The sequence below is a fragment of the Luteibacter sp. genome, from assembly GCF_009912395.1.
Classification (GTDB): Bacteria; Pseudomonadota; Gammaproteobacteria; order Xanthomonadales; family Rhodanobacteraceae; genus Luteibacter.
Genome location: NZ_WNDO01000040.1, coordinates 15,618 through 35,508 on the forward strand (window position 1 = coordinate 15,618; position 19,891 = coordinate 35,508).

Here is a 19,891-nt window from a genome sequence, read left to right on the forward strand (position 1 = left end):
TAACCAAACGCGCAAAGAGTTCACCCAAAACCCTCAACGGAGAGTCGATCCATGCTGACCATTGGCGATAAGTTCCCCGAATTCAACCTGCTGGCTGTCGACGGCGGCCCGCTGGCCAACAAGATCGAAGACGCCTTCACCACCATTTCGGACAAGTCCTACGAGGGCAAGTGGAAGCTCGTCTTCTTCTACCCGAAGGACTTCACCTTCGTGTGCCCGACCGAAATCAAGGGCTTCAGCGACCTGAACGAGCAGTTTGCCGACCGTGACTGCCAGGTGCTGGCCGCCTCGACCGACAGCGAGTTCGTCCACCGCGCCTGGCGCATGGACCACGCCGACCTGAAGGACCTCAAGTTCCCGATGCTGGCGGACATCAAGAAGGAGCTGACCTCGGCTCTGGGCATCCTGACCAACGACGGCGTCGCCCAGCGCGCGACCTTCCTGGTCGATCCGAACGGCGAAATCCAGTTCGCCTACGTCACCGCCGGTTCGGTCGGCCGTAACCCGGACGAAGTGCTGCGCGTCCTCGACGCCCTGCAGACCGACGAACTGTGCGCCTGCAACTGGAAGGCCGGCGACGACACCCTGAAGGTCGCCTAAGCCTTCAACGCTCGACGTCCCGCGCCGCATCCCTCCCTCCCTCCCCCGCGCGGCGCGGGCACTCTGTAGGAGCGCGCTTGCGCGCGATCGGGGTCGCGCAAGCACCCATCGCGTGCAAGCACGCTCCTACAACCCTCTAGCGACACCTCTCATCATTTCCGCGTGAACCGGGGCCTTCGCTCCGAGCCATTCCGCGCCCCTTTCCCATCTCCCATTCGATCAAGAAGGTGCATCCATGAGCGTCGCCGATCTTCGTAGCAAGCTTCCCGAATACGCCAAGGACCTCAAGCTCAACCTCGACTCCGTGTTGAGCGAAGCCGGTGCCCCGGGCCTCAACAAGGCGCAGATCGCCATGGTCGCGCTAGGTTCGGCCATCGCCGCCCGCTACAAGCCGCTGACCGAAGCCCTCGCGGTGTTCGCCGAAGAGAACGCCACGGCCGAGCAGGTCACCGCCGCCAAGGGTTCGGCCGCGATCATGGGCATGAATAACATCTACTACCGCTTCCAGCACCTGGTCAGCCACCCGGAATACGCCTCCATCCCGGCCAAGCTGCGTATGAATGTCATCGGCGCCTACAAGGGCGACGCGAAGAACGACTTCGAGCTGGTGTCGCTGGCGGTGTCGGCCGTGAACGGTTGCGGCATGTGCATCGATTCGCACGACAAGGTGCTGCGCGACGGCGGTATCTCCGTTCAGGCCATCCAGAGCGCGGTGCGCATCGCTTCGGTGATCCACGGCGTGGCCGTGGTGCTCGAGCAGGCCGACGCGGCGGGTTGATCCTGACGCGCCGCCGCATGACAGGGGTGCCTTCTGGCACTGTGTCGAAGGTCACCCCTGTTCGCACGATGGCGGGATTATCCAAAAGGGGATTTTCCTGCCATGCGTCGTCTCGTACGCCCTCTCCTCCTGACCGCGCTTGCCGCCAGCTGCGGTGCCGCCTTCGCCGCCGACGCGCCGCCCCTCGGCCACCTGCCCACCTGGGCCCAGCCCGAAAGCTACCGGCTTTCGTTCAAGGTGGACCCGAAGCAGGAAAACTACTCCGGCACCACCGCGATCAAGGTCAAGCTGACCCAGCCGTCGGATTTCGTCTGGCTGCACGGCAAGGATCTCAAGGTTTCCAAGGTCACCGTCACCGACGCCGCGGGCAAGAAGCACGTGGGCAAATACACCGTGGCCGCCGAACAGGAAGGCGTAGCCCGTGTCGAACTCGGTGCGAAGCTCGAGGGTGAAATCACCCTGGCGCTGGAATTCACCGCCCCCCTCAACAAGCAGCTCCAGGGCCTCTACAAGGTCTCGCACGAGGGCATTCCCTATGCGATGACGCAGATGGAGCCGGTGTCCGCGCGCTACGCGTTCCCGGGTTTCGACGAGCCGTCGTTCAAGACGCCGTACGACATCAGCCTGACCATCCCCGCCGACGACCAGGGCGTGGCCAACACCGCGCAGATCAAGGAAGAAAAAGCCGGTGCGGGCTGGAAGACGCTGACCTTCTCCACCACCAAGCCGCTGCCGACCTATCTCGTCGCCTTCGCGGTGGGTCCGTGGGACGTGGTCAAGGGGCCGGACATCAGCCCGACTCAGTACCGCGCCACCGCGACGCCGTTGCGCGGCATCGCTGCGAAGGGTGAAGGCCATCGCATGCAGCACGTGCTGGGTGAGACGAACTCGATCATTCACACGCTCGAGGACTACTACGGCTTCGGCTATCCGTTCGACAAGCTCGACCTGCTCGCCGCGCCGGATTTCAGCGCTGGCGCGATGGAAAACGCCGGCCTGGTCACCTTCCGCGACTGGCTGCTGCTGATCGATCCGGATTCGGCGGCGCAGTACGTGCGCGGCTCGTTCAACGTCAACGCGCACGAGCTGGCCCACCAGTGGACCGGCGACACCGTGACGATGGCCTGGTGGGACGACCTCTGGCTCAACGAAGCCTTCGCGACCTGGATGCAGCAGAAGGTTACGCAGAAGGTGCACCCGGAATACCGCGCCGACCTCGACCGTGTGCGCGGTGCGCAAGGCGCGATGGGCAACGACAGCCTGGTCAGCGCCCGCAAGATCCGCCAGCCGATCACCGGCAATGGCGACATCGAGACCGCTTTCGACGGCATCACCTACCAGAAGGGCGCCGCGGTGCTGGGCATGTTCGAAGGCTATGTCTCCGAACCGGTGTTCCAGAAGGGCATGCGCGCCTACATCCAGAAGCACAAGTTCGCCAACGCCACCGCTGACGACCTGGTCGATTCGATCGCCGAGGCGGCTGGTCAGGGCGATGCGTTCAAGAAGGCGTTCAACAGCTTCCTCGACCAGTCCGGCGTGCCGTACGTCACCACCGAGCTGAAGAGCGAAGGCGGCAAGACGGTGCTGCACCTGGCGCAGAACCGCTACCTGCCGCTGGGCAGCACGGGCGACACGAACCGCGTGTGGGGCGTGCCGATGTGCGTGCGCTATGCGACCAACGGTGGCGGTAACAAGGTGAAGTGCGAACTGTTCGACAAGGCCACCGGTTCGATGGTGCTTGAGGACGCCGCGAAGAACGCCTGGGTGCTGCCTAACGCTGACGGTCGCGGTTACTACCGCTTCGCGCAGAGCAAGGCGGATCTCGCCGCGCTCGCCAAGGTGGTCGGTTCGCTCAGCGACGCCGAGCAGCTGGCCTATGCGGACGCCGTTCGTGCGGGCTTCCAGCACGGCGACCTCGATGCGGGCGACGTGCTCGCCGCGTACAAGCCGCTGACCGCGTCGAAGACGCGCGAAGTGTTCACGGCGCCTTTGCTGACCTTCGGCTGGATTCTCTCCAACGAGGCGACCACCGACGCGCAGCGCGAGCGCCTGCGCAAGTGGGCCACCGACGCGTACCTGCCGAAGCTCAAGGAACTGGGCTATCGCAAGAAGGCCGGCGAGCCGGACAACGACACGCTGACCCGCAATGCGCTGGCCGGCTTCCTCAGCGACGACCAGATCGCCGTACCGGAAGTACGTGCCGAACTGCTCAAGCAGGGCGATGCCGCGCTGAAGATGAAGGACGGCCACCTCGACCTCGACACCGCCGATCCGGACCTGCTGGGCGACGCGCTCGCCGTGTCGGTGCAGGAGCATGGTGCGCCCGCAGTCGACGCGCTGATCGCCGAGATCCCGAAGACCTCCGACCCGGCCAAGCGCAACGCGATGCTCAGCGCCCTGGCCGACGCGAAGGATCCGGCCTTGGCGAACAAGGCCCGCGATTTCGCGCTGGGCAAGGACGTGAAGGTCGGCGAGATGGCGATGGTGCTGCGTGGCGCCCGTTCGTCCGAGGCGTCGCGTAACGAGCTGTGGACCTGGTTCCTCGCCAACTACGACAAGATCGTGCAGCGCACCGGCAGCTTTGCTGGCGGTCAGCTGCCGGGTCTGGCCGGTGGTGGCGGTTGCTCGAAGGCCGAGGCGGATCGCCTGAACGCGTTCTTCAAGGATCGCGCGGCGAAGATCACGGGCGCCGAGCGTGGCCTGGCCCAGACCAGCGAATCGATCCTGCTCTGCACGGCGCTGAAGGCCAAGCAGGACCCGAAGGCGATCCTGCGCTGATCGAACGGGCCACCCTGTCACCGGGGTGGCCAAACCTGTAGGGGCGCGCTTGCGCGCGATGGGGATTATCGCAACCCCCATCGCGCGCAAGCGCGCTCCTACAGGCGTCTGGCCTCTAGCGTGAACATCTCCGCGTAGCATCCGCCCAATGCCAGCAACGCGTCGTGGGTGCCTTCCTCGAACCCGGCCGCATCCATCTACTTGCTTTCGGGGAAATTCATCGAGTAAACGATGGAGGTGATCTTCCAACCACTCTCGCTTCTCACGAGGACCCAAGCTTCCTTGCCGACGTTCATGGGTTTGCCGTCGCTCAGAAACGTGAAGTCGAAGGACACCGCTGCGACATCGCTATCGGCGTCGATCTTTACATGGCTGAACTGCTCTTCGCCGGATGAGGTGTCTTCCGCGATTTCGTTGGCAAACTTTCCACTGGTCTTGCGCAGGATTTTTGCGGCATCGGCTTTTTTCTGCCTCACGCGGGCCATTGTCTTATCACTGGCCGATGCGATGACCGGGGCATTCTCGTCGATAAACAACGCGAGCAAATGATCCTTGTTCTTGTCCTTTAGCGCCTGTTGGAACTGGTCGATCACTTTGCGAATGCCGGCTTCATCATTCGCGCCCTGATGCGGCGTATCACCCATGGCGATGCCGCTCACGCTCAAGCCAAGTGCGACGGCAATGCTCGGTAACAACTTCGACGTCATGTTAACTCCCTGTTCAATGCATGATCGAAAAAAAGTCCGGACTGCTGAAAATTGTCTCCGCTAACATGATATGTCGCGCAAGTATCGCGTACGTCATGTTGCCGCTACGCTCCTGCGCTGATCGAACGGTCCGCCCCATAATCGGGGTGGCCAAATCTGTAGGAGCGCGCTTGCGCGCGATGGGGGTTATCGCAACTCCCATCGCGCGCAAGCGCGCTCCTACATGAGTCTGGCCTGTAGCGTGAACATCTCCGCGTAGCGTCCGCCCAACGCCAGCAACTGGTCGTGGGTGCCTTTCTCGACGATGCGACCGCGCTCCATGAAGCAGATGCGATCGGCATGGCGGATGCTTGCCAGTCGATGCGTGATCAGCACCACGGTGCGATCCCGGGCCATCCGGCGCAGCGATTCGTACACGGCGAATTCGGCCTTCGCATCCAGCGAGGACGTGGGTTCGTCCCAGATCACCAGCCGCGCGTCGCGATACAGTCCACGAGCGATCGCCATGCGCTGCCATTGTCCGCCGGAGAGTTCCTGTCCGCCGTGGAACTGCCGCGACAGCAAGGTTTCCCATCCCCGTTCCAGTCGCGCGACGACCTCATCCGCTCCGGCCTCGCGTGCCGCCGCTAGCAAGGCCTCGTCATGGTCGTCCACACGCGTATGGCGACCGAGCCTGACGTTTTCCCGCGCGCTGCGCGGCCAGCGCAGCGGTTCCTGCAAGACCATGGCGACACGGTCGGCGATCGACGCGGCCGACAACTCGCGCAGGTTGAGGCCGTCCCAACGCACACAACCCCGCTCGGGCTCATAGAGCCCGGCGATAAGTTTGGCGAGAGTGGTTTTCCCCGAGCCGTTCTCGCCGACCAGGGCGATGCTTTCGCCCCTTGCGATGCGCAGGCTCACATCGTCCAGCGCGTTGCTCGGCGCGCCCGCATAACGGAACGTCACCCGCTCGACCGCGATGTCGCCGGGCGAGGCAGGTGCTTCGCCCGACGCGCTTGCCGAGCGGTTGCGACGTCGCCCAGCGGTATCGAGGAAGCCGCGGTAATCGCTGATGTAGAGGCCTTTCTCGAACAGTTCCCGCGCGACGACGACAAGCCGCTGCACGGACATCGCCGCGCTGCGCATCGCCATGATCGCCGTACCGGCGACGGCGAGGCCGATCCATCCCGCATGCAGCATCGCCGCGAGCGCGATGTAAGAAGCCCATTGGCCCAAACCGGCGAATACATGGCCCCATGTCGCCGCGCGGGCCTCCGCGAGCCCCTGCTGCACGAGGTGCGCTTCGAGTGCCGCCGTGGCCTGCCCGAATTCTTTCGTCACATGATCGCGTGCCTGGGTGACGCGAAGCTCCGCCGCCGCGTCGCGCTCCATGGCGAGGTCGCCGATGAGTCGTGCCTGCCGCGTGAGGGTGATGGTGGTGGCCATCGCCGCGTATTGCAGGCTCGCCGCCCGTAGCGTCGCCCATGCCTCCGGCCAAAGGGCGAGCAGCATCAACACAGGCAGGAAAGGATGCAGCACGGCCAGCGCGAGGGTGGCGCCACCGACGGAAACCAGTGAAGAGAGCAGGTCCACGACGGAGGCCGTGGCAGTTTCCAGGTGCAGGATGCCGCGCTCCTTCGCTCGATGCAGTTGGTCGTAGAAGTCCGGATCGTCGAAGGCCGACAACTGCACGTCGAGTCCCGCGGCCAGCAACTGTTCCTCCGCCAGTCGATGCACCTTCGGTGACAGCCGTGCGCGCGCACGCGCGGTCACCGCGTCGAGTGCCACGCGAACCGCCTGCACCACGGCGAGGACGAGAAGGGGCGGGGCAAGCGCCACGATGACATCGAGAGTGAAACGTCCCTCGATCAAGCGCCTCAGGATGTCGGCCGCCAGCACCAGCGATCCGGCTGTCGCGATGCCGGAGCCCAGCTGGGACACGAGTACCGTGGCCGCCGACCATGGCGCCGCCCGTCGCAGGATCGAAAGCACCGGGCGCACCGACATCGACAGGCGACGCAAGGTCGCCATCGCGCCGCCGGTGTCCGCTGGCGTGTCCTCGATGCGCCAGTGTGGTGTGTGCAGTCGGGCGTCGTCGGCCGACGCGCTCACACCCCGTCTTCCATGGTGAGGATGGAAGGCAGCTCGTGGCCTTCGCCGGCACGCAGCAACTGCCAGGCGATGCCACCCAGGCCGGACATCAGGCCGGGCGCGAACGCGTCGCGCACGATGCCGCATACCGGTCCGTGGTCTTCCATCGAGGTGAGCCAGTGGGCCAGTAGCGATTCACGGGTGAGATCGCCCGGCGCCACGCCTTCGCGGATGGCGAGGTCCAGCAGCTCCCAGGCAGAACCGTCGCCATGGCAGACGGAGTGATTCCAGCCCAGTCCGAGGGTGGCGGTGGCATGGGCCGCGCGGCGAAGGCGTCGCTTCGCGTCGTCGCCGTCCTCGTCGGCACGTGACAATGCGATACCGACGGCGCCATGGCACCAGGCGGCCGCCGTCGGCGCGCCGGGCAGCAGGCGAAGATCCTTCCAGCCGGCCAGTGCCTCGTCGTACAACGCGTCGTCGAAGGCGAACGCTTCGCGCTCGAGCATTTCGCGATCCGCATCGGCATCCACACGATTCAGCTGGCGCAACGCCCAACCGATACCCGTCGTGCCGTGGGCGAAACCACCGATGCCGTCGGGCCACTGGGTATGGGGCCACCATGCGCGGCCTCCCTCGCGGGTGGCCTTCTCGCCGAGGATACGTGCGAAGTCCCGAGCCATCGACAGGTAACGGGCATCGCCGCTGGCGCGGTGGAGCATCAGCAAGGCCGGAATCGCGCCAGCCGTGCCGGAAAGCACATCGGGCATGTCGTCGGCGGCGACGGCGTCGGGCAGCGTGTCGGCCAGCGCCATCGCATGGGTCACGCCTTGCGGATCGATGCCCCACGCGTGCAGGCGCAGGCGCACCCAGATCAGCGAGCCGATGCCGAAGTAACCGCCGGCCTGCGGAGGACGAATGCGGATGGCGTCCGCGCGTTGCGCAGCCCATTTCGCTTCCGCGAGATCCATCGTGCGCAGCGTGGCGGCGAGCACGCCGTCGAGCCCGGTGACGGGGTCGGCGCGTCCGGCCAGCATCTCGCGGCGATAACCTGCGACGAGCAGCGCGATGCCGGCGATGCCCCCGTAGACGTCGTGCCCCAGCGGACGCACGGCCCAGCCGAACGTGGGATCGAACACCGGGGCGATCCAGGCGATGCTGCCGTCCTCGCCGAGGATGGCGCTGCCCACGATGCCGCGCAGGACGTCGGCGGCGATGCGGCGACGACGTGCATCCAGGTCGCCCAGGCGTGGGCGCTCGGGCCATAGCGAGGTCTCTTCGGGCACCCAGCCTTCGTTGATGTACGCGCTGACGAGCGCGGCGTGGATGATGTTGCGTTCGAGGGTGAAGTCGGCATGCCGCCAATGCAGCAGGGCCTCGTCGACAAGGTTGCCGACCTTGCCCCAGCGCGTGCCGCGCGGACCATCCAGGCGTCCGTACGCCGGTGTGGTTTCGAACAGCGGAATGTCGCCTTCCAGCAGTTCGTCGATCTCGGCGGCGATGACCGTGGGCGACCCCGGTGCGGTGGCGACATTGCCTGCCATTCGTTCGAGCAGGGCGCGGGCGCGTTCGCGCGCCGCGTCCTCGTCGTGCAACGAGACAGGGTGCCAAAGCATGCGCCCCAGCTCCGCGTAGACCTCGGTGGCGCGGGTGACGACGCGGATGCGGCAGGGTTCGAAACTGCCGAGGATCGGACGCAGCGCACCGGCGGCGTCAAGCGCTTGCAGGGTTTCCGTAAGCGAATCGAAGCCGGCCAGCACATCGGGCCAGAAGCGCGACAGCACCGGTTCGGGACAGGGATGGTTCTGCGCCGCGGCTTCCACGGCGACCATGCGTGTACCTATGCGTACGCGGTCGGTGCCGGCCTCGATCAGGTCCAGCTGCGCGAGCGCCGGTTGCTGGCCGGGCAGCGCGCCTAGCGCGGACATGTCCACGCCGCGCCAACCCAGGCCCATGCCGCGACCGGGCAGCATACCGATGCTGAGGACGGTGCCATCCACCGTTTGCCCCGCGCGATCCACCGCCGCGCCGAATCCGGAGGGGCGTGGCGTACGACGTGGGGTGAACAGGGTTTCGCAATCGATGACGTAGGGATGCGATCCGTGCGCGATCAGGTTCTCGGCATGCAGGTCGGTGCCGCCGAGCAATCGCATGACGGCCAGCCACTGGCCGATGCCGCGATAGAACGCGTGGAGTTCGTCGTCGCTTTCCGCGTGGCGATGCGTGACGTGCGCGCTCCAGCCATGCTCGGCGAAGCCGAGGGAGTGGGGCAGGCGCATCACCAGCGCTTCGGTATGCACGGGACGCAACTGGGCGAGAAAACCCGCCAGCGCGGCATCGACGGCCATCGGGCGCGGCTTGTAGACCAGGCGGCCGCCTTCGCAATGCAGCAGCGCCACGGTTTTTCCACCGCGGTGGCTGTCACCGGCACCGAACGAGAGCTGCCAAAGCTCACCCGGTTCGCGACCGTCGAGCAGGGGCGACAAGGTCGGGCGATCGGCGGCCCAGTGCCGCGCGAACGATAGCGCCGCGTCGCAGCGTTGCTCGACCAGGCGGCCGACGCGCGAGGCGAGGGTCGGGTAATGGAGGCGCAGGTCGTCCCAGAACGTATCGGTGGACGACATGGCCAGGAATTCGTGCCAGCGCCCTTCGCTGGTGTCCGCATGCAGGCGTCCCGTCTTGCGGGCTTCGTGCAGCTCCAGCACCAGCAGGCGCGCTAGCCTCGCATGCAGCACGGCATGCAGGGATTCGTCCACGGCGGCCAGGATCACGCCGCGTTCGCGATCGGTCAGGCCGGCGATCGTGTCGAGTTGGGCTGCCAGCCCACCCACGGCGGGGCGAAGCAGGCAGCCCAACGACACATCGAAATCGCCGGCGTCCGTGACGGACGCCATGCGATCAGCAGCAGAAGCGGGTACGCGAGCCCGTACAGGCCGTACCACAACCGCCGACGGTGGTCGGGATCGCCTCGTTGGCGATCTCGGACTCGGCGAACGCACCAGCGGCGTAGAGCGGGCCGGCCGGGTTGTCGCTACCGGCTTCGTTGCGCCACAGGCTGTTCACGTCGTTGTACTTCTCCATGGTTCCGCCCTCTATCTGTAAGTGACAGTTGCAAGGAAGAACGCGCCGCACGGTCTGGACGTGCGAGTGGCGAAGTACTTGAAGACGGCATGCCAACCGGCAAGACCATCGACCCCTGGGCGCGCGAAGGGACAGGGCCCTCCGTCGGCGGTTCTAAAAACGAATCGGGAGGAAAGTCAATCGTTTCGATCGGCGGGCCGCGAATGCGCATGGATGATGTTTTTCAGTGTGTGTACGGTCGTCGATCTTTTGCCGTTTTTGTGTAGGTGCGGTGATGGCGCGTTCGCCGCCGCTGGCGGGAGCGGAACTCTATCTGGGCTATATTTCCGCTCATGTCCACGCGCGCATCCTCTTCCCGCATCACCGCAAAAGACGTCGCCGAACGAGCCGGCGTGTCGATCTCGGCCGTTTCCCGCACCTTCACCGAAGGGGCCAGCGTGTCCGAGCGGACACGCCAACGCGTCACCGCGGCCGCCGACGAACTCGGCTACCGCCCGAACCAGCTGGCGCGCAGCCTCATGACCGGGCGCACGGCTCTGATCGGGCTGGTGTCCAACCATTTCGCCAATCCCGCCTTCATGGAAGTGTTCGACCTGTTCACCCGCGAGTTGCAGGCGCGTGGCCTGCGTCCGCTGCTGGCGAACCTGGGCGAAGACGAGGACGGCCGCGCCGCGCTGGACATGCTCCGGCAGTACAGCGTGGACGCGGTGTTGATCGCCACCTCGGCACCGCCGGATGGCTTCGCGGCGTCGTGCAAGGAAGCAGGCATGCCGGTGTTGCACGTGTTCGGTCGGGCGGGGCGTTCGTCACCGGTGCCGGTGGCGACGGTGGATAACGTCGCTGGCGGCAGCCTGGTTGGCGAGGCGATGCTCGCCTGTGGACGCAAGCGCTTGGCCTTCATCGGTGGCTCCGCGCACGACGCCTCCACGATCGACCGTGGCGACGGTTTCGCTCGGGCCGTGGGCAATGCGCTCACTCGCAGCATCCATGCGGGCGACTACACGCACGAACACGGACGCAAGGCGATGCTCGGCCTGCTGGACGAAGGCAAGCCGATCGACGCGGTGTTCTGCGCCGATGACGTGCTGGCGCTGGGTGCGATCGATGCCTGTCGCGAGCGTGGCGTGACGGTGCCCGACGATATCGCCGTTGTCGGCTTCGACGACATGCCGCTGGCGTCCTGGGCGTCCTATTCGCTCACGACCGTGCGCCAACCCATCCGCGCGATGGTGCTGCACGCGATCGAGCGTATCGTCGCCTGGACCGGCGACGACACGGCCACGCCGCGTAGCCGCCTCTTTCCGTGCGAACTGGTCTGGCGCGACAGCCTGCGCAAACCGGCTTGAGGCGTCAGACGTCGACCCAGCGGCGTTCGCTCGCCGAGACCAGGGCCGCCGCGATCACCCGGTCCACTTCGTAGCCGTCGCGAAAGGTCGGCCACACCGACTCGCCCGTGGCGATTGCCTGCAGGAAGTCGCGCGCCTCGATCACGATCTGCTCGTTGTAGCCGGTGCCGTGGCCCACGCCTTGGTTGAAAGCGAGGTAGTCCGGATGCGCAGGCCCCATCAGCAGCTTCTGGAATCCCCGCCGCGACGGCTCGCGCGACGCGTCGTACAGCCATAGCGCGTTCTGGTCTTCCTGGTCGAAAGCGATCGCCCCACGCGTGCCGGTGATGCGATAGGTGTAGCCCATCTTCCTGCCGGCCGCCATGCGACTGAAGCTGACGCTACCGCTGGCGCCGTTGGCGAATCGCAACAGCATCTGCCCCAGGTCGTCGTTTTCCACGGCCTCGGGGCCGTGCGGGCCGGGACGCGTCGCCTGGGCGATACGCGTATCCGCCACGAGGCTCTCGATGGGCCCGACGAGGCGCAGGCAGGCGTTGACGATATGCGTCGCGACATCGCCCAGCGCACCCGCCTCCGTGCCGGTGGCGATGCGCGTGCGCCAGGAAGCGGGCAGGGTGGGATCGTGTAGGTAATCCTCGACGTGTTCCGCGGTGACCTGGATCACTTCGCCGATCTCGCCCGAGGCGATGATCTGCCGCGCGAGCTGGCTGGCCGGGGTGCGGATGTAGTTGAAGCCGGTCATGTTGGCCAGGCCGGCACGCTCGATAGCCTCGGTCATCGCGAGGGATTCATCCGCGCTGGCACCGAGGGGCTTCTCGCAGAACACCGGTTTCCCGGCGGCCACGCAGGCCATCACCATGTCCTTGTGCGTTCGTGGTGGCGTGGCGATCACCACGGCATCCACCGCCGGATCGTCCACCAGCTGGCGCCAGTCGCCGGTGGAGCGCCGCCAGCCCCAGCGTCGCGCATGTTCCGCTGCGCCTTCGGCGGTGGACGTCGCCAACATCTCGCACACCGGCAGCAGCGTGGGTTCGAAGATCGCCCCGACGGCCTGGAACGCCACGGTATGCGCCTTGCCCATGTAGCCCGCGCCGATCAGCCCTATCCGCACAACGCCCATCGCGAGGTATCCCTATTGGTGGAGGTGGAATGGTGTCGACTCTACGCATGCTGCACTGCGGTTTGCAAGCGCTTGCAAAAAGGCCTAGCGTGATGCTCGACACGTCCACCACAGGCCGCCAGACGCGGCAGGAGTCCGTCATGAGCGCTTCCGCCCCATCGCTACGCCCCGCCTTCCCGTTGCGCGTCTTCACCGAAGCGGACTTGGACACCGACGCCATCGTGACCGAACTGCTGGAAGGCGCGGGGGCGGTGATTCTGCGCGACTTGTTCACGGCCGCCGAGATCGCCGAGGCACGACGCATCGTCATGGCCGAATCCGATGACGACATGGGTGGCGCGAAGGTCACGCATTTCCAGGGCGATGCGGAAAAGGCAGGGCGGATCAACCTGCAACGCCGGGTCTGGAACCTGCTCGCGAAAGGCGATGTGTTTTCCCGGATGGCCGCGCATCCGGCGATCATGACGGTCATGCGGGCCTTCCTCGGCACCGAGTTCATCATGGGCTCGATCGCCGCCAACCGCATCCTGCCCGGTGGCCCGGGCCAGGAGCCGCACATCGACTATCCCTATTGGGATTACCACTCACCCGAAACGCATCCGGTGCGAATCAACGCCTCGTTTCCCCTGAACGCGCAGGTGACGATCATGCTCGATCCGTTCACCGCCGAAACCGGTGCCACGGCCTTCGTGCCCGGCACACAACGCGAGCTGCGTTATCCCGACGAAGGCGACGGTTTCTTCGACCGCTGCGAACGGATGCTCGGCGAAGCGGGCGACACGGTGGTGTTCTTTGGCGCGGTCTGGCATTGCGCGATGCCGAATCGGAGTCGCATCGACCGCTCGGCGATCATCACCCAGTACCTGCCCAAGTTCGTCAAACCGATGGAAGACCTGCCGGCCGCGCTTCCTGCGGCGTTCGTGAAGCAGGCCAGCCCAGATATCCGCCAGCTTCTTGGACTCAACTATCCCTATCCGGAAGTGCTGGACGCAGCGCGAGGCGGCAACAAGGAAGGCCGCGGATACTGAGCCACGCGGGCATGGATGAAGTGCATCACGTCGTCCATCACCGGCGCGATGCGATGCAGGGGCCCGAGGGCGAACACGAGCTTTTCGTGCCCCAGGCCCGGGTAAAGCTTCAGCTCGACAGGTTCGCCCATCTGCCGATAGCGCCCCTCAAGCGAGATCGCTTCGATCGGATAGACCACGGTATCGGCTTCGCCTTGCAGCAGCAGGGCAGGCGGCTCGTCACCGTCAACGAAGTTGATCGGTTGCGAACGCGCCTGTTCCTCGGGCGTAGCGCCGAACATATCCGCGTAGGCGGGTTCGTCGAAGGGGATGAAGTCGAACGCACCCGCGACGCCAATTAATCCCGCAAGATCGCGCGGCTTCATGCCCACCTGCGCGAGCCAGCGTTTGTCGGTGGCGAGCATCGCGGCGATATGCCCGCCGGACGAATGGCCCATCACGAAGAGATGCGTCGGATCGCCACCGTAGTCCACCGCATGCTGGCGTGCCCAGGCCACGGCATGCGCGCCATCCATCAGGAAGCCGTCCATGCGGACGGTGGGCCACGGCCGGTAGTCGGCGATCATGGCGACCACGCCCTGGCGAGCCAGCGCCTCGCCGACCCAGCGATACCACTGGCGGCGGCCCCGTTGCCAGTCGCCACCATAGAAGTACACGACGACCGGCGCGCCCACGACGTGCTCCGGGGAGTACACGTCCAACGCGATGCCGTGCTCGGTGTCGAACACGATATCCCGGTGGGCGATGACCCCTTCGGAGGGCTGAATAGCGTTCACCGCGCCAAGGAACGTGGCACGGCAACCGGCTAGGCCCGTGAGGCAGGCGCAGGCGAAGAGGAGGGCGAGAAAGCGCATACGCTAATTGTAGGCCTGCCCTTAGAATACGTTCATGACCAATGTACGCACGATTCTTCGAAATTCGGCCGAAATGCTCGGCGAACGTCTCGAAGCCGAACTCCTGCTGGCCCATGTGCTGGGCGTGAATCGTGCGTGGTTCTTCGCCCATGCCGATGACGAGATCGGCGGTCAGGACAACGAGCGCTTCGATGCCTTGGTGGCGCGGCGGGCAGACGGCGAGCCCGTGGCCTATATCACTGGGCGCCGAGACTTCTGGTCGTTGTCTCTGGAGGTATCTCCAGCCACCCTCATTCCTCGCCCGGAAACCGAGCTGCTGGTTGAGTTGGCTTTGGCGCATCTCCCCACTGGGGGGCGAGTGCTGGACCTCGGCACGGGTTCGGGAGCCATCGCGCTGGCCATCGCAAAGGAACGTCCTGATGCCGAGGTGGTTGCGGTCGATGTGAGCGCCGGAGCGCTCGAGGTGGCCGTGCGGAACGCACGGACGCTAGGGCTGGAACGCGTCGACTTCCGACTGGGTGACTGGCTGGCACCCGTCATTGGCGAACGCTATGCGGTGATCGCCAGCAATCCGCCGTACATCGAGTCGACGGATGAACATCTTTCCCAGGGTGATCTGCGGTTCGAACCGATGAGCGCCCTGGCTTCGGGCATCGATGGTCTTGACGACATACGCCGGTTGGCGACTCTGGCGGGGACGCATGTCGTTGAAGGTGGATGGCTGTTGATGGAGCATGGCTGGCGTCAAGGCGATTCGGTGCGGACGATTCTGGCGGAGGCTGGCTGGATCGACGTCCATACCTGGCAGGACCTGGAAGGTAGGGACAGGGTGACAGGCGGCAGGGCCGCCTGATTGTCCCTTGACGTCTTCGCAAGAAATTGCCTAGTCTCCATGCCGTCGGTCACGGATCGACGGGGGACTTTTCGAGCGATGCGATGTGTGCTGCCACGATGGCGGCACCCTGTCTTGTGCCCAAGGCATCCGCGATGCCCCTCCACATGATGTGATGAGAGCCGAGGTGACGGATGGCACGAGGCAAGGTACTTCGGGATTCGCTGGCGCGCCCATATCGCTGGCTTTCGTGCTGGGCACTGCTTGCGAGCGTTCCAGCGATGGCCGGTACGGTAACCTACTACTACTGCGATCCTCAGGGCAACGTCCTGGCCACGGCCGATGAGCAGGGGAATGTGAAATCCACCATCGACTATCGTCCGTTCGGGCAGGTCGCCATGGGCGGTGTAGAGGGACCCGGATATACGTCCCATGTCCATGACGACGAAACGACGATCTACATGCAGGCGCGCTACTACGACCCTACGATCGGTCGATTTCTTTCAACGGATGCGGTGAAAGCCATGCCGGGTTCACTCAGTGGCATGAACCCTTACGCGTACGTATCGAACAATCCGATCAACCGTATTGATCCGTCGGGAAACTACGAACGCGGAACGGGTTGGACGGATGAAACGTGGAAGCGGTTCAAAAAAGCTCAGGAGCGCGTCTCCCAGCGTCATCATAAGACCGCTGGCAAGTTGTATTCCGTGGCTGAAAAGATGGCGCTCGGTGAAAAACTGAGTTCGTCCGACAAGGCGACGGTCAACGCTTTCGAGTCCATCATGGGCCAAGGCAGCGCGACCGCCGATAACCTGGCAGGCACGGCTGCCTGGATGACGCAGGCCGCAGGTGCTTTAGATGCCGGACCCGGTTCGGGGCTCATGGCGAATGCAAGTACGGCGAGCGAATGGCAAGGCCTGGGCTTGGGACCCGGTGATCTGGCTGGTGCCGAGGTGGGTGGACACAATATCTATATCAACACCGCGCATGCGTCCTATAGAGGGTCCGGAATGCTGGAGTGGGCAGCAGGACACGAATCTTTGCATACCGTTGGCCTCACCGATCAGCGCATCGACGGCCGTAAGGCATACAAGTATGCGGACGGCGGTTTCTACTATCAGCGTCTTACTGCGGAAGATTCCGCGAAAGCGCTCATCAATCCGGATCACTTGACGGACCTTTCCCAATGATTCGCGTTGCGGTCACCGTGGTTGCGACGCTACTTCTCGTATCCTGCACGGCACGTCTTCCGCTGAAGGACAGGAACGTCGGCTCTCTCGTCAGGATGACCGACGATAAGAAGAGCAGGATCATTGGTGTAAAGCTAACCAATGATTCGTCGTCCAAGTGGTGTATCGATGATGGGGATTGGCCAAATCATATAGGCGCCTTGGATCAACTCGGCGATCCGTCCAGCGGTTATGCGGTTACCTTGACGATCGATGGAAAGGTTCATCCCGTGAAGCAAAGGAATCTTGGCTATTGCGTTGGAAATTGCAAAATCGTCGTGAAGCCTGGGGAAACGATCGCCGCGGAGATTCCATATTCCGAGTTTTCAGTGGCCGATGACGAGGTAGAAAAGGAGAAGGCGCTTAGCCTCCCCGTCGCTGCGGTACTGTGTCGGTGACCAACCTCGGCATCTATCTGCAATTTCGGCATCTAACGGTGTGGCCGCCGTCGCCATTGCTCACTATCTTTTAAGAAAATTCTTGATGCGAGTTGCGTTCCTTGGTGATTGCCCGGGTTGAAACCCGCTCGAAACGAGAACGGTTTCTCACTCGCGTCGATCGCCATTGACAACGTTGTCGGCGTTGACGCACCGTCCGATCGTCGGCACGACTCGCATGCGGGGCGTCGTCGATACAGGGAGCCGTGGCGATCTGCCATGGTGCCATGCATCTCGTCCGATGTTCCGGGTAGGGCCGGAGACAGGTGCGTTTAGTTGGGGAAACGCGTGCGCGGAAAGCCCGTGGAATCGGGCCCGTGCGCGAGAGACATCGATACGTGGTGAAGCGGCTCCCGTCACGATGCCTGGCTGCGGCCGGGCGCACTACGACCCTGTCACGGAGTTTCCCAATGCGTGTCACGTTGCGACACTTGATCCTCTCCTGTGCCTTGCCGCTCGCGTGGCTGGCCACCTCAGCCCATGCACAATCCGCCACCTGTTCCGGCGTATCGGCATGGAACGCGGCCACGATCTACAACGCTGGCGACAAGATGACCTACAAGGGCCATCTCTATCAGGCCAGCTCGCAGATCTGGAACACCGCGCCCGACTACTGTCCCAGCTGCGGCTGGTACCAGGATCTCGGCACGTGTAGCGGTGGCGGTGGCAACCAGCCGCCGACGGCCGCCCTCACCGCACCCGCGAACGGTGCGACCTTCACCGCCGGCGCCAACATCACGCTGACCGCCAACGCCGCCGACAGCGACGGCACGGTCGCCAAGGTGGAATTCTTCCGCGGCGCCACGTCGGTCGGCAGCAAGACCGCCGCGCCGTGGTCGGTCACCTGGAACAACGTGCCCGCCGGCAGCTACGCGCTGACCGCCGTCGCCACCGACAATGCCGGTGCCTCGACGACCTCGGCCGCCGTGAACATCACGGTATCGGCCGGCACACCGGACACCACGCCACCGTCGGTACCGGGCGGCCTGGCCGGTACGCCGTCGTCCAATAGCGTGTCGCTCAATTGGGGCGCGTCCACCGACAACGCCGGCGGTTCAGGCGTGGCGGGCTACGACGTGTATCGCAACGGCGTACTCGTCGGATCGCCGACCTCGAACGCCTACACCGACACCGGCCTCGCGGCCAACACCTCATATACCTACACGGTGCGTGCGCGCGACAACGCGGGCAACGCTTCCGCACAGTCGACCTCCGTCGTCGTGAAGACCACGGCGGGTGGTAGCGGTGGAAACTATCGTGTCATCGGCTACTTCACGCAGTGGGGCATCTACGACCGCGGCTACACGGTGAAGAATATCGAGACGAGCGGTTCCGCCGCGCGCCTGACGCACATCAACTACGCCTTCGGCAACGTCCGCAACGATCGTTGCGAAGTGGGCGTGATCCAGCCGTCCGATCCGAACACCGGTGTCGGTGGTGACGCCTTTGCCGACTACACCAAGTCGTTCGGTGCGGGCGACAGCGTCAGCGGCACGGCCGATACCTGGGACCAGCCGCTGCGCGGCAACTGGAACCAGCTCAAGCAGCTCAAGGCCAAGCATCCCGGCCTGAAGGTGCTGATCTCGCTCGGCGGCTGGACCTGGTCGCGCGGCTTTGCACATGCGGCACGTCCTGAAAACCGCCAGGCCTTCGTCGCGTCCTGCGTCGACGCCTACATCAAGGGCAACCTGCCGGTGACCGACGGTGCCGGTGGTACGGCCGCCGCGGCCGGCGTGTTCGACGGTATCGACATCGATTGGGAATACCCGGCAGCCTGCGGTCTGCAGTGCGGTGGTCCGGAAGACACGGCGAACTTCACGGCCCTGCTCGCCGAGTTCCGTCGCCAGCTCGACGCGGTGCGTCCGGGTCTGCTGCTGACCATCGCGGCCGGTGCCGGCGTGGACAAGATCCGCGTCACCCAGCCGGCGCAGTACGCACAGTACCTCGACTACATCAACGTCATGACGTACGACTTCCACGGCGCGTGGGATCCGACGACGAACCATCATTCGGCGCTTTATGCCGCACCGAACGATCCGTCGACTGGCGACACGAAGAAGTACAACACCAACGACGCCATGCAGGCCTTCCGCGCCGCCGGCGTGCCGGCTTCGAAGCTCAACCTCGGCATCGGCTTCTACGGCCGTGGCTGGACCAACGTGGCATCGACCAACAACGGCCTCTACCAGTCCGGTACGGCCGCACCCGGTCGCTACGAAGCGGGCATCGAAGACTGGAAGGTGCTCAAGGCGCTGAACTACCCCGGCTACGACGACACGGCGGCCGGTGCGCACTGGATCTACAACGGCACCACCTGGTGGAGCGTCGACGATCCGGCGAACATCCAGCGCAAGATGGGCTACGTGAAGTCGCAGTCGTTCGGCGGCGCCTTCTCGTGGGACTTCAGCGGCGACGATGCCAACGGCACGCTGCTCAAGGCGATGGCTGACGGGTTGCAGTAAGCCCCTGAGACCTGCCGCGGCCCTCACTGCGGCAGGTCTCTTTATGCGGTTAGTCGCTGTGCGACTCGTGTGTTGAGCGGCGTGCGCCGCCTTGCGCTCGGAGGTTGCGTTGAGCCCCGGGCGGGTTGGCCCTTGGGGCCTTCGGCGCAGTTCTTCGGAGCGGGCCGTTGCCGTGGTTTGGATATCCGTACGTTGCGCGGCCCTCTGCTCAGGCGGCCCCAAGGGCCAACCCGCCCGGGGCGTGCAGGGTGAGGCGACATGTGGAAAGAGCGAGGCAACCTACACTTCCCCTCACGTCGTTCCAGCGAACGCTGGAACCCAGCGCGATGCGATGGATTGTCGCGAGTACGTTACCTACGTAAAAGCCGATGCAGCGTCGTCGTGTTACTGGTAAACCGAGGCGCTGGGTTCCTGCGTGCGCAGGAACGACGGTGAGGTAACTTTTGAGAATCCTTCCATAGGCAAGCACACACGTAATTTGCTACCGTGCTCGCGTTGTTTGCTGTTTCATGTCACGTGTCGGCAAACATCCATCGCTCGTAAGCGGTAAGAAGCGCGGGCCGCAG

15 protein-coding genes are annotated in these 19,891 nt (G+C 64.8%); 9 read left to right on the top strand and 6 right to left on the bottom strand.

The window, feature by feature from the left end; all coding sequences use genetic code 11:
* The first annotated feature begins 51 nt into the window (after positions 1-51).
* The 3 genes from GAK28_RS23400 (at position 52) to GAK28_RS23410 (ending at position 4,156) form a co-directional block, all read left to right on the top strand.
* Positions 52-600: a peroxiredoxin gene (locus GAK28_RS23400; RefSeq protein WP_291785016.1), complete on the top strand. Its 549-nt coding sequence runs from the start codon at positions 52-54 to the stop codon at positions 598-600.
* Between the two features lie 235 nt (positions 601-835).
* Positions 836-1,378, top strand: coding sequence for a carboxymuconolactone decarboxylase family protein (locus tag GAK28_RS23405; protein WP_291785018.1), 543 nt, complete (start codon positions 836-838; stop codon positions 1,376-1,378).
* A 102-nt stretch (positions 1,379-1,480) separates the two neighbouring features.
* A complete protein-coding gene (locus GAK28_RS23410) occupies positions 1,481-4,156 on the top strand; it encodes a M1 family metallopeptidase (protein WP_291785020.1) in 2,676 nt (891 codons plus the stop codon).
* 197 nt (positions 4,157-4,353) lie between these two features.
* On the opposite strand, the gene GAK28_RS23415 is transcribed toward GAK28_RS23410, so the two are convergent.
* From GAK28_RS23415 to GAK28_RS23430, 4 genes are all read right to left on the bottom strand, one after another.
* Complete coding sequence (locus tag GAK28_RS23415; RefSeq protein ID WP_291785022.1) at positions 4,354-4,863, bottom strand: nuclear transport factor 2 family protein; 510 nt, start codon at positions 4,861-4,863, stop codon at positions 4,354-4,356.
* Between the two features lie 219 nt (positions 4,864-5,082).
* Positions 5,083-6,957: an ABC transporter ATP-binding protein gene (locus GAK28_RS23420; RefSeq protein ID WP_291785024.1), complete on the bottom strand. Its 1,875-nt coding sequence runs from the start codon at positions 6,955-6,957 to the stop codon at positions 5,083-5,085.
* Positions 6,954-9,827, bottom strand: a complete 2,874-nt coding sequence (locus tag GAK28_RS23425; protein WP_291785026.1) for a type 2 lanthipeptide synthetase LanM family protein — start codon at positions 9,825-9,827, stop codon at positions 6,954-6,956. The genes GAK28_RS23420 and GAK28_RS23425 overlap by 4 nt, the downstream gene beginning before the upstream one ends.
* Positions 9,828-9,831: 4 nt before the next feature.
* Entirely contained in the window at positions 9,832-10,014 is a 183-nt protein-coding gene (locus tag GAK28_RS23430) for a DUF6229 family protein (RefSeq protein WP_291785029.1), read from the bottom strand.
* Positions 10,015-10,346: 332 nt separating this feature from the next.
* Between GAK28_RS23430 and GAK28_RS23435 the strand changes: the two genes are divergently transcribed.
* On the top strand, positions 10,347-11,360 hold the full coding sequence (locus tag GAK28_RS23435; protein WP_291785031.1) for a LacI family DNA-binding transcriptional regulator: 1,014 nt from the start codon (positions 10,347-10,349) through the stop codon (positions 11,358-11,360).
* 4 nt (positions 11,361-11,364) lie between these two features.
* On the opposite strand, the gene GAK28_RS23440 is transcribed toward GAK28_RS23435, so the two are convergent.
* Entirely contained in the window at positions 11,365-12,480 is a 1,116-nt protein-coding gene (locus GAK28_RS23440; RefSeq protein WP_291785033.1) for a Gfo/Idh/MocA family oxidoreductase, read from the bottom strand.
* Between the two features lie 140 nt (positions 12,481-12,620).
* Between GAK28_RS23440 and GAK28_RS23445 the strand changes: the two genes are divergently transcribed.
* Complete coding sequence (locus GAK28_RS23445; RefSeq protein WP_291785035.1) at positions 12,621-13,508, top strand: phytanoyl-CoA dioxygenase family protein; 888 nt, start codon at positions 12,621-12,623, stop codon at positions 13,506-13,508.
* On the opposite strand, the gene GAK28_RS23450 is transcribed toward GAK28_RS23445, so the two are convergent.
* A complete protein-coding gene (locus GAK28_RS23450; protein WP_291785037.1) occupies positions 13,451-14,362 on the bottom strand; it encodes an alpha/beta hydrolase in 912 nt (303 codons plus the stop codon). The genes GAK28_RS23445 and GAK28_RS23450 overlap by 58 nt on opposite strands.
* A 34-nt stretch (positions 14,363-14,396) precedes the next feature.
* Between GAK28_RS23450 and prmC the strand changes: the two genes are divergently transcribed.
* From prmC to GAK28_RS23470, 4 genes are all read left to right on the top strand, one after another.
* Entirely contained in the window at positions 14,397-15,215 is an 819-nt protein-coding gene (gene prmC / locus GAK28_RS23455; RefSeq protein WP_291785039.1) for a peptide chain release factor N(5)-glutamine methyltransferase, read from the top strand.
* Between the two features lie 173 nt (positions 15,216-15,388).
* Positions 15,389-16,387 carry an RHS repeat-associated core domain-containing protein gene (locus GAK28_RS23460; protein WP_291785041.1) on the top strand — a complete coding sequence of 333 codons (999 nt, stop codon included), beginning with the start codon at positions 15,389-15,391 and terminating at the stop codon, positions 16,385-16,387.
* Positions 16,384-16,824, top strand: a complete 441-nt coding sequence (locus GAK28_RS23465) for a hypothetical protein (protein ID WP_291785043.1) — start codon at positions 16,384-16,386, stop codon at positions 16,822-16,824. The genes GAK28_RS23460 and GAK28_RS23465 overlap by 4 nt, the downstream gene beginning before the upstream one ends.
* A 449-nt stretch (positions 16,825-17,273) precedes the next feature.
* Complete coding sequence (locus GAK28_RS23470) at positions 17,274-19,325, top strand: glycosyl hydrolase family 18 protein (protein ID WP_291785045.1); 2,052 nt, start codon at positions 17,274-17,276, stop codon at positions 19,323-19,325.
* Positions 19,326-19,891: the final 566 nt, after the last annotated feature.

Excerpts from the sequence above, each read along its gene's own strand:
- GAK28_RS23460 (WP_291785041.1), top strand. The coding sequence starts at position 15,389 with ATGGCACGAGGCAAGGTACTTCGGGATTCGCTGGCGCGCCCATATCGC.
- GAK28_RS23410 (WP_291785020.1), top strand. The coding sequence starts at position 1,481 with ATGCGTCGTCTCGTACGCCCTCTCCTCCTGACCGCGCTTGCCGCCAGC.
- GAK28_RS23400 (WP_291785016.1), top strand. The coding sequence starts at position 52 with ATGCTGACCATTGGCGATAAGTTCCCCGAATTCAACCTGCTGGCTGTC.
- GAK28_RS23440 (WP_291785033.1), bottom strand. The coding sequence starts at position 12,480 with ATGGGCGTTGTGCGGATAGGGCTGATCGGCGCGGGCTACATGGGCAAG.
- GAK28_RS23450 (WP_291785037.1), bottom strand. The coding sequence starts at position 14,362 with ATGCGCTTTCTCGCCCTCCTCTTCGCCTGCGCCTGCCTCACGGGCCTA.
- GAK28_RS23435 (WP_291785031.1), top strand. The coding sequence starts at position 10,347 with ATGTCCACGCGCGCATCCTCTTCCCGCATCACCGCAAAAGACGTCGCC.
- GAK28_RS23465 (WP_291785043.1), top strand. The coding sequence starts at position 16,384 with ATGATTCGCGTTGCGGTCACCGTGGTTGCGACGCTACTTCTCGTATCC.
- GAK28_RS23425 (WP_291785026.1), bottom strand. The coding sequence starts at position 9,827 with ATGGCGTCCGTCACGGACGCCGGCGATTTCGATGTGTCGTTGGGCTGC.
- prmC (WP_291785039.1), top strand. The coding sequence starts at position 14,397 with ATGACCAATGTACGCACGATTCTTCGAAATTCGGCCGAAATGCTCGGC.
- GAK28_RS23430 (WP_291785029.1), bottom strand. The coding sequence starts at position 10,014 with ATGGAGAAGTACAACGACGTGAACAGCCTGTGGCGCAACGAAGCCGGT.
- GAK28_RS23415 (WP_291785022.1), bottom strand. The coding sequence starts at position 4,863 with ATGACGTCGAAGTTGTTACCGAGCATTGCCGTCGCACTTGGCTTGAGC.
- GAK28_RS23470 (WP_291785045.1), top strand. The coding sequence starts at position 17,274 with ATGCGTGTCACGTTGCGACACTTGATCCTCTCCTGTGCCTTGCCGCTC.
- GAK28_RS23445 (WP_291785035.1), top strand. The coding sequence starts at position 12,621 with ATGAGCGCTTCCGCCCCATCGCTACGCCCCGCCTTCCCGTTGCGCGTC.
- GAK28_RS23405 (WP_291785018.1), top strand. The coding sequence starts at position 836 with ATGAGCGTCGCCGATCTTCGTAGCAAGCTTCCCGAATACGCCAAGGAC.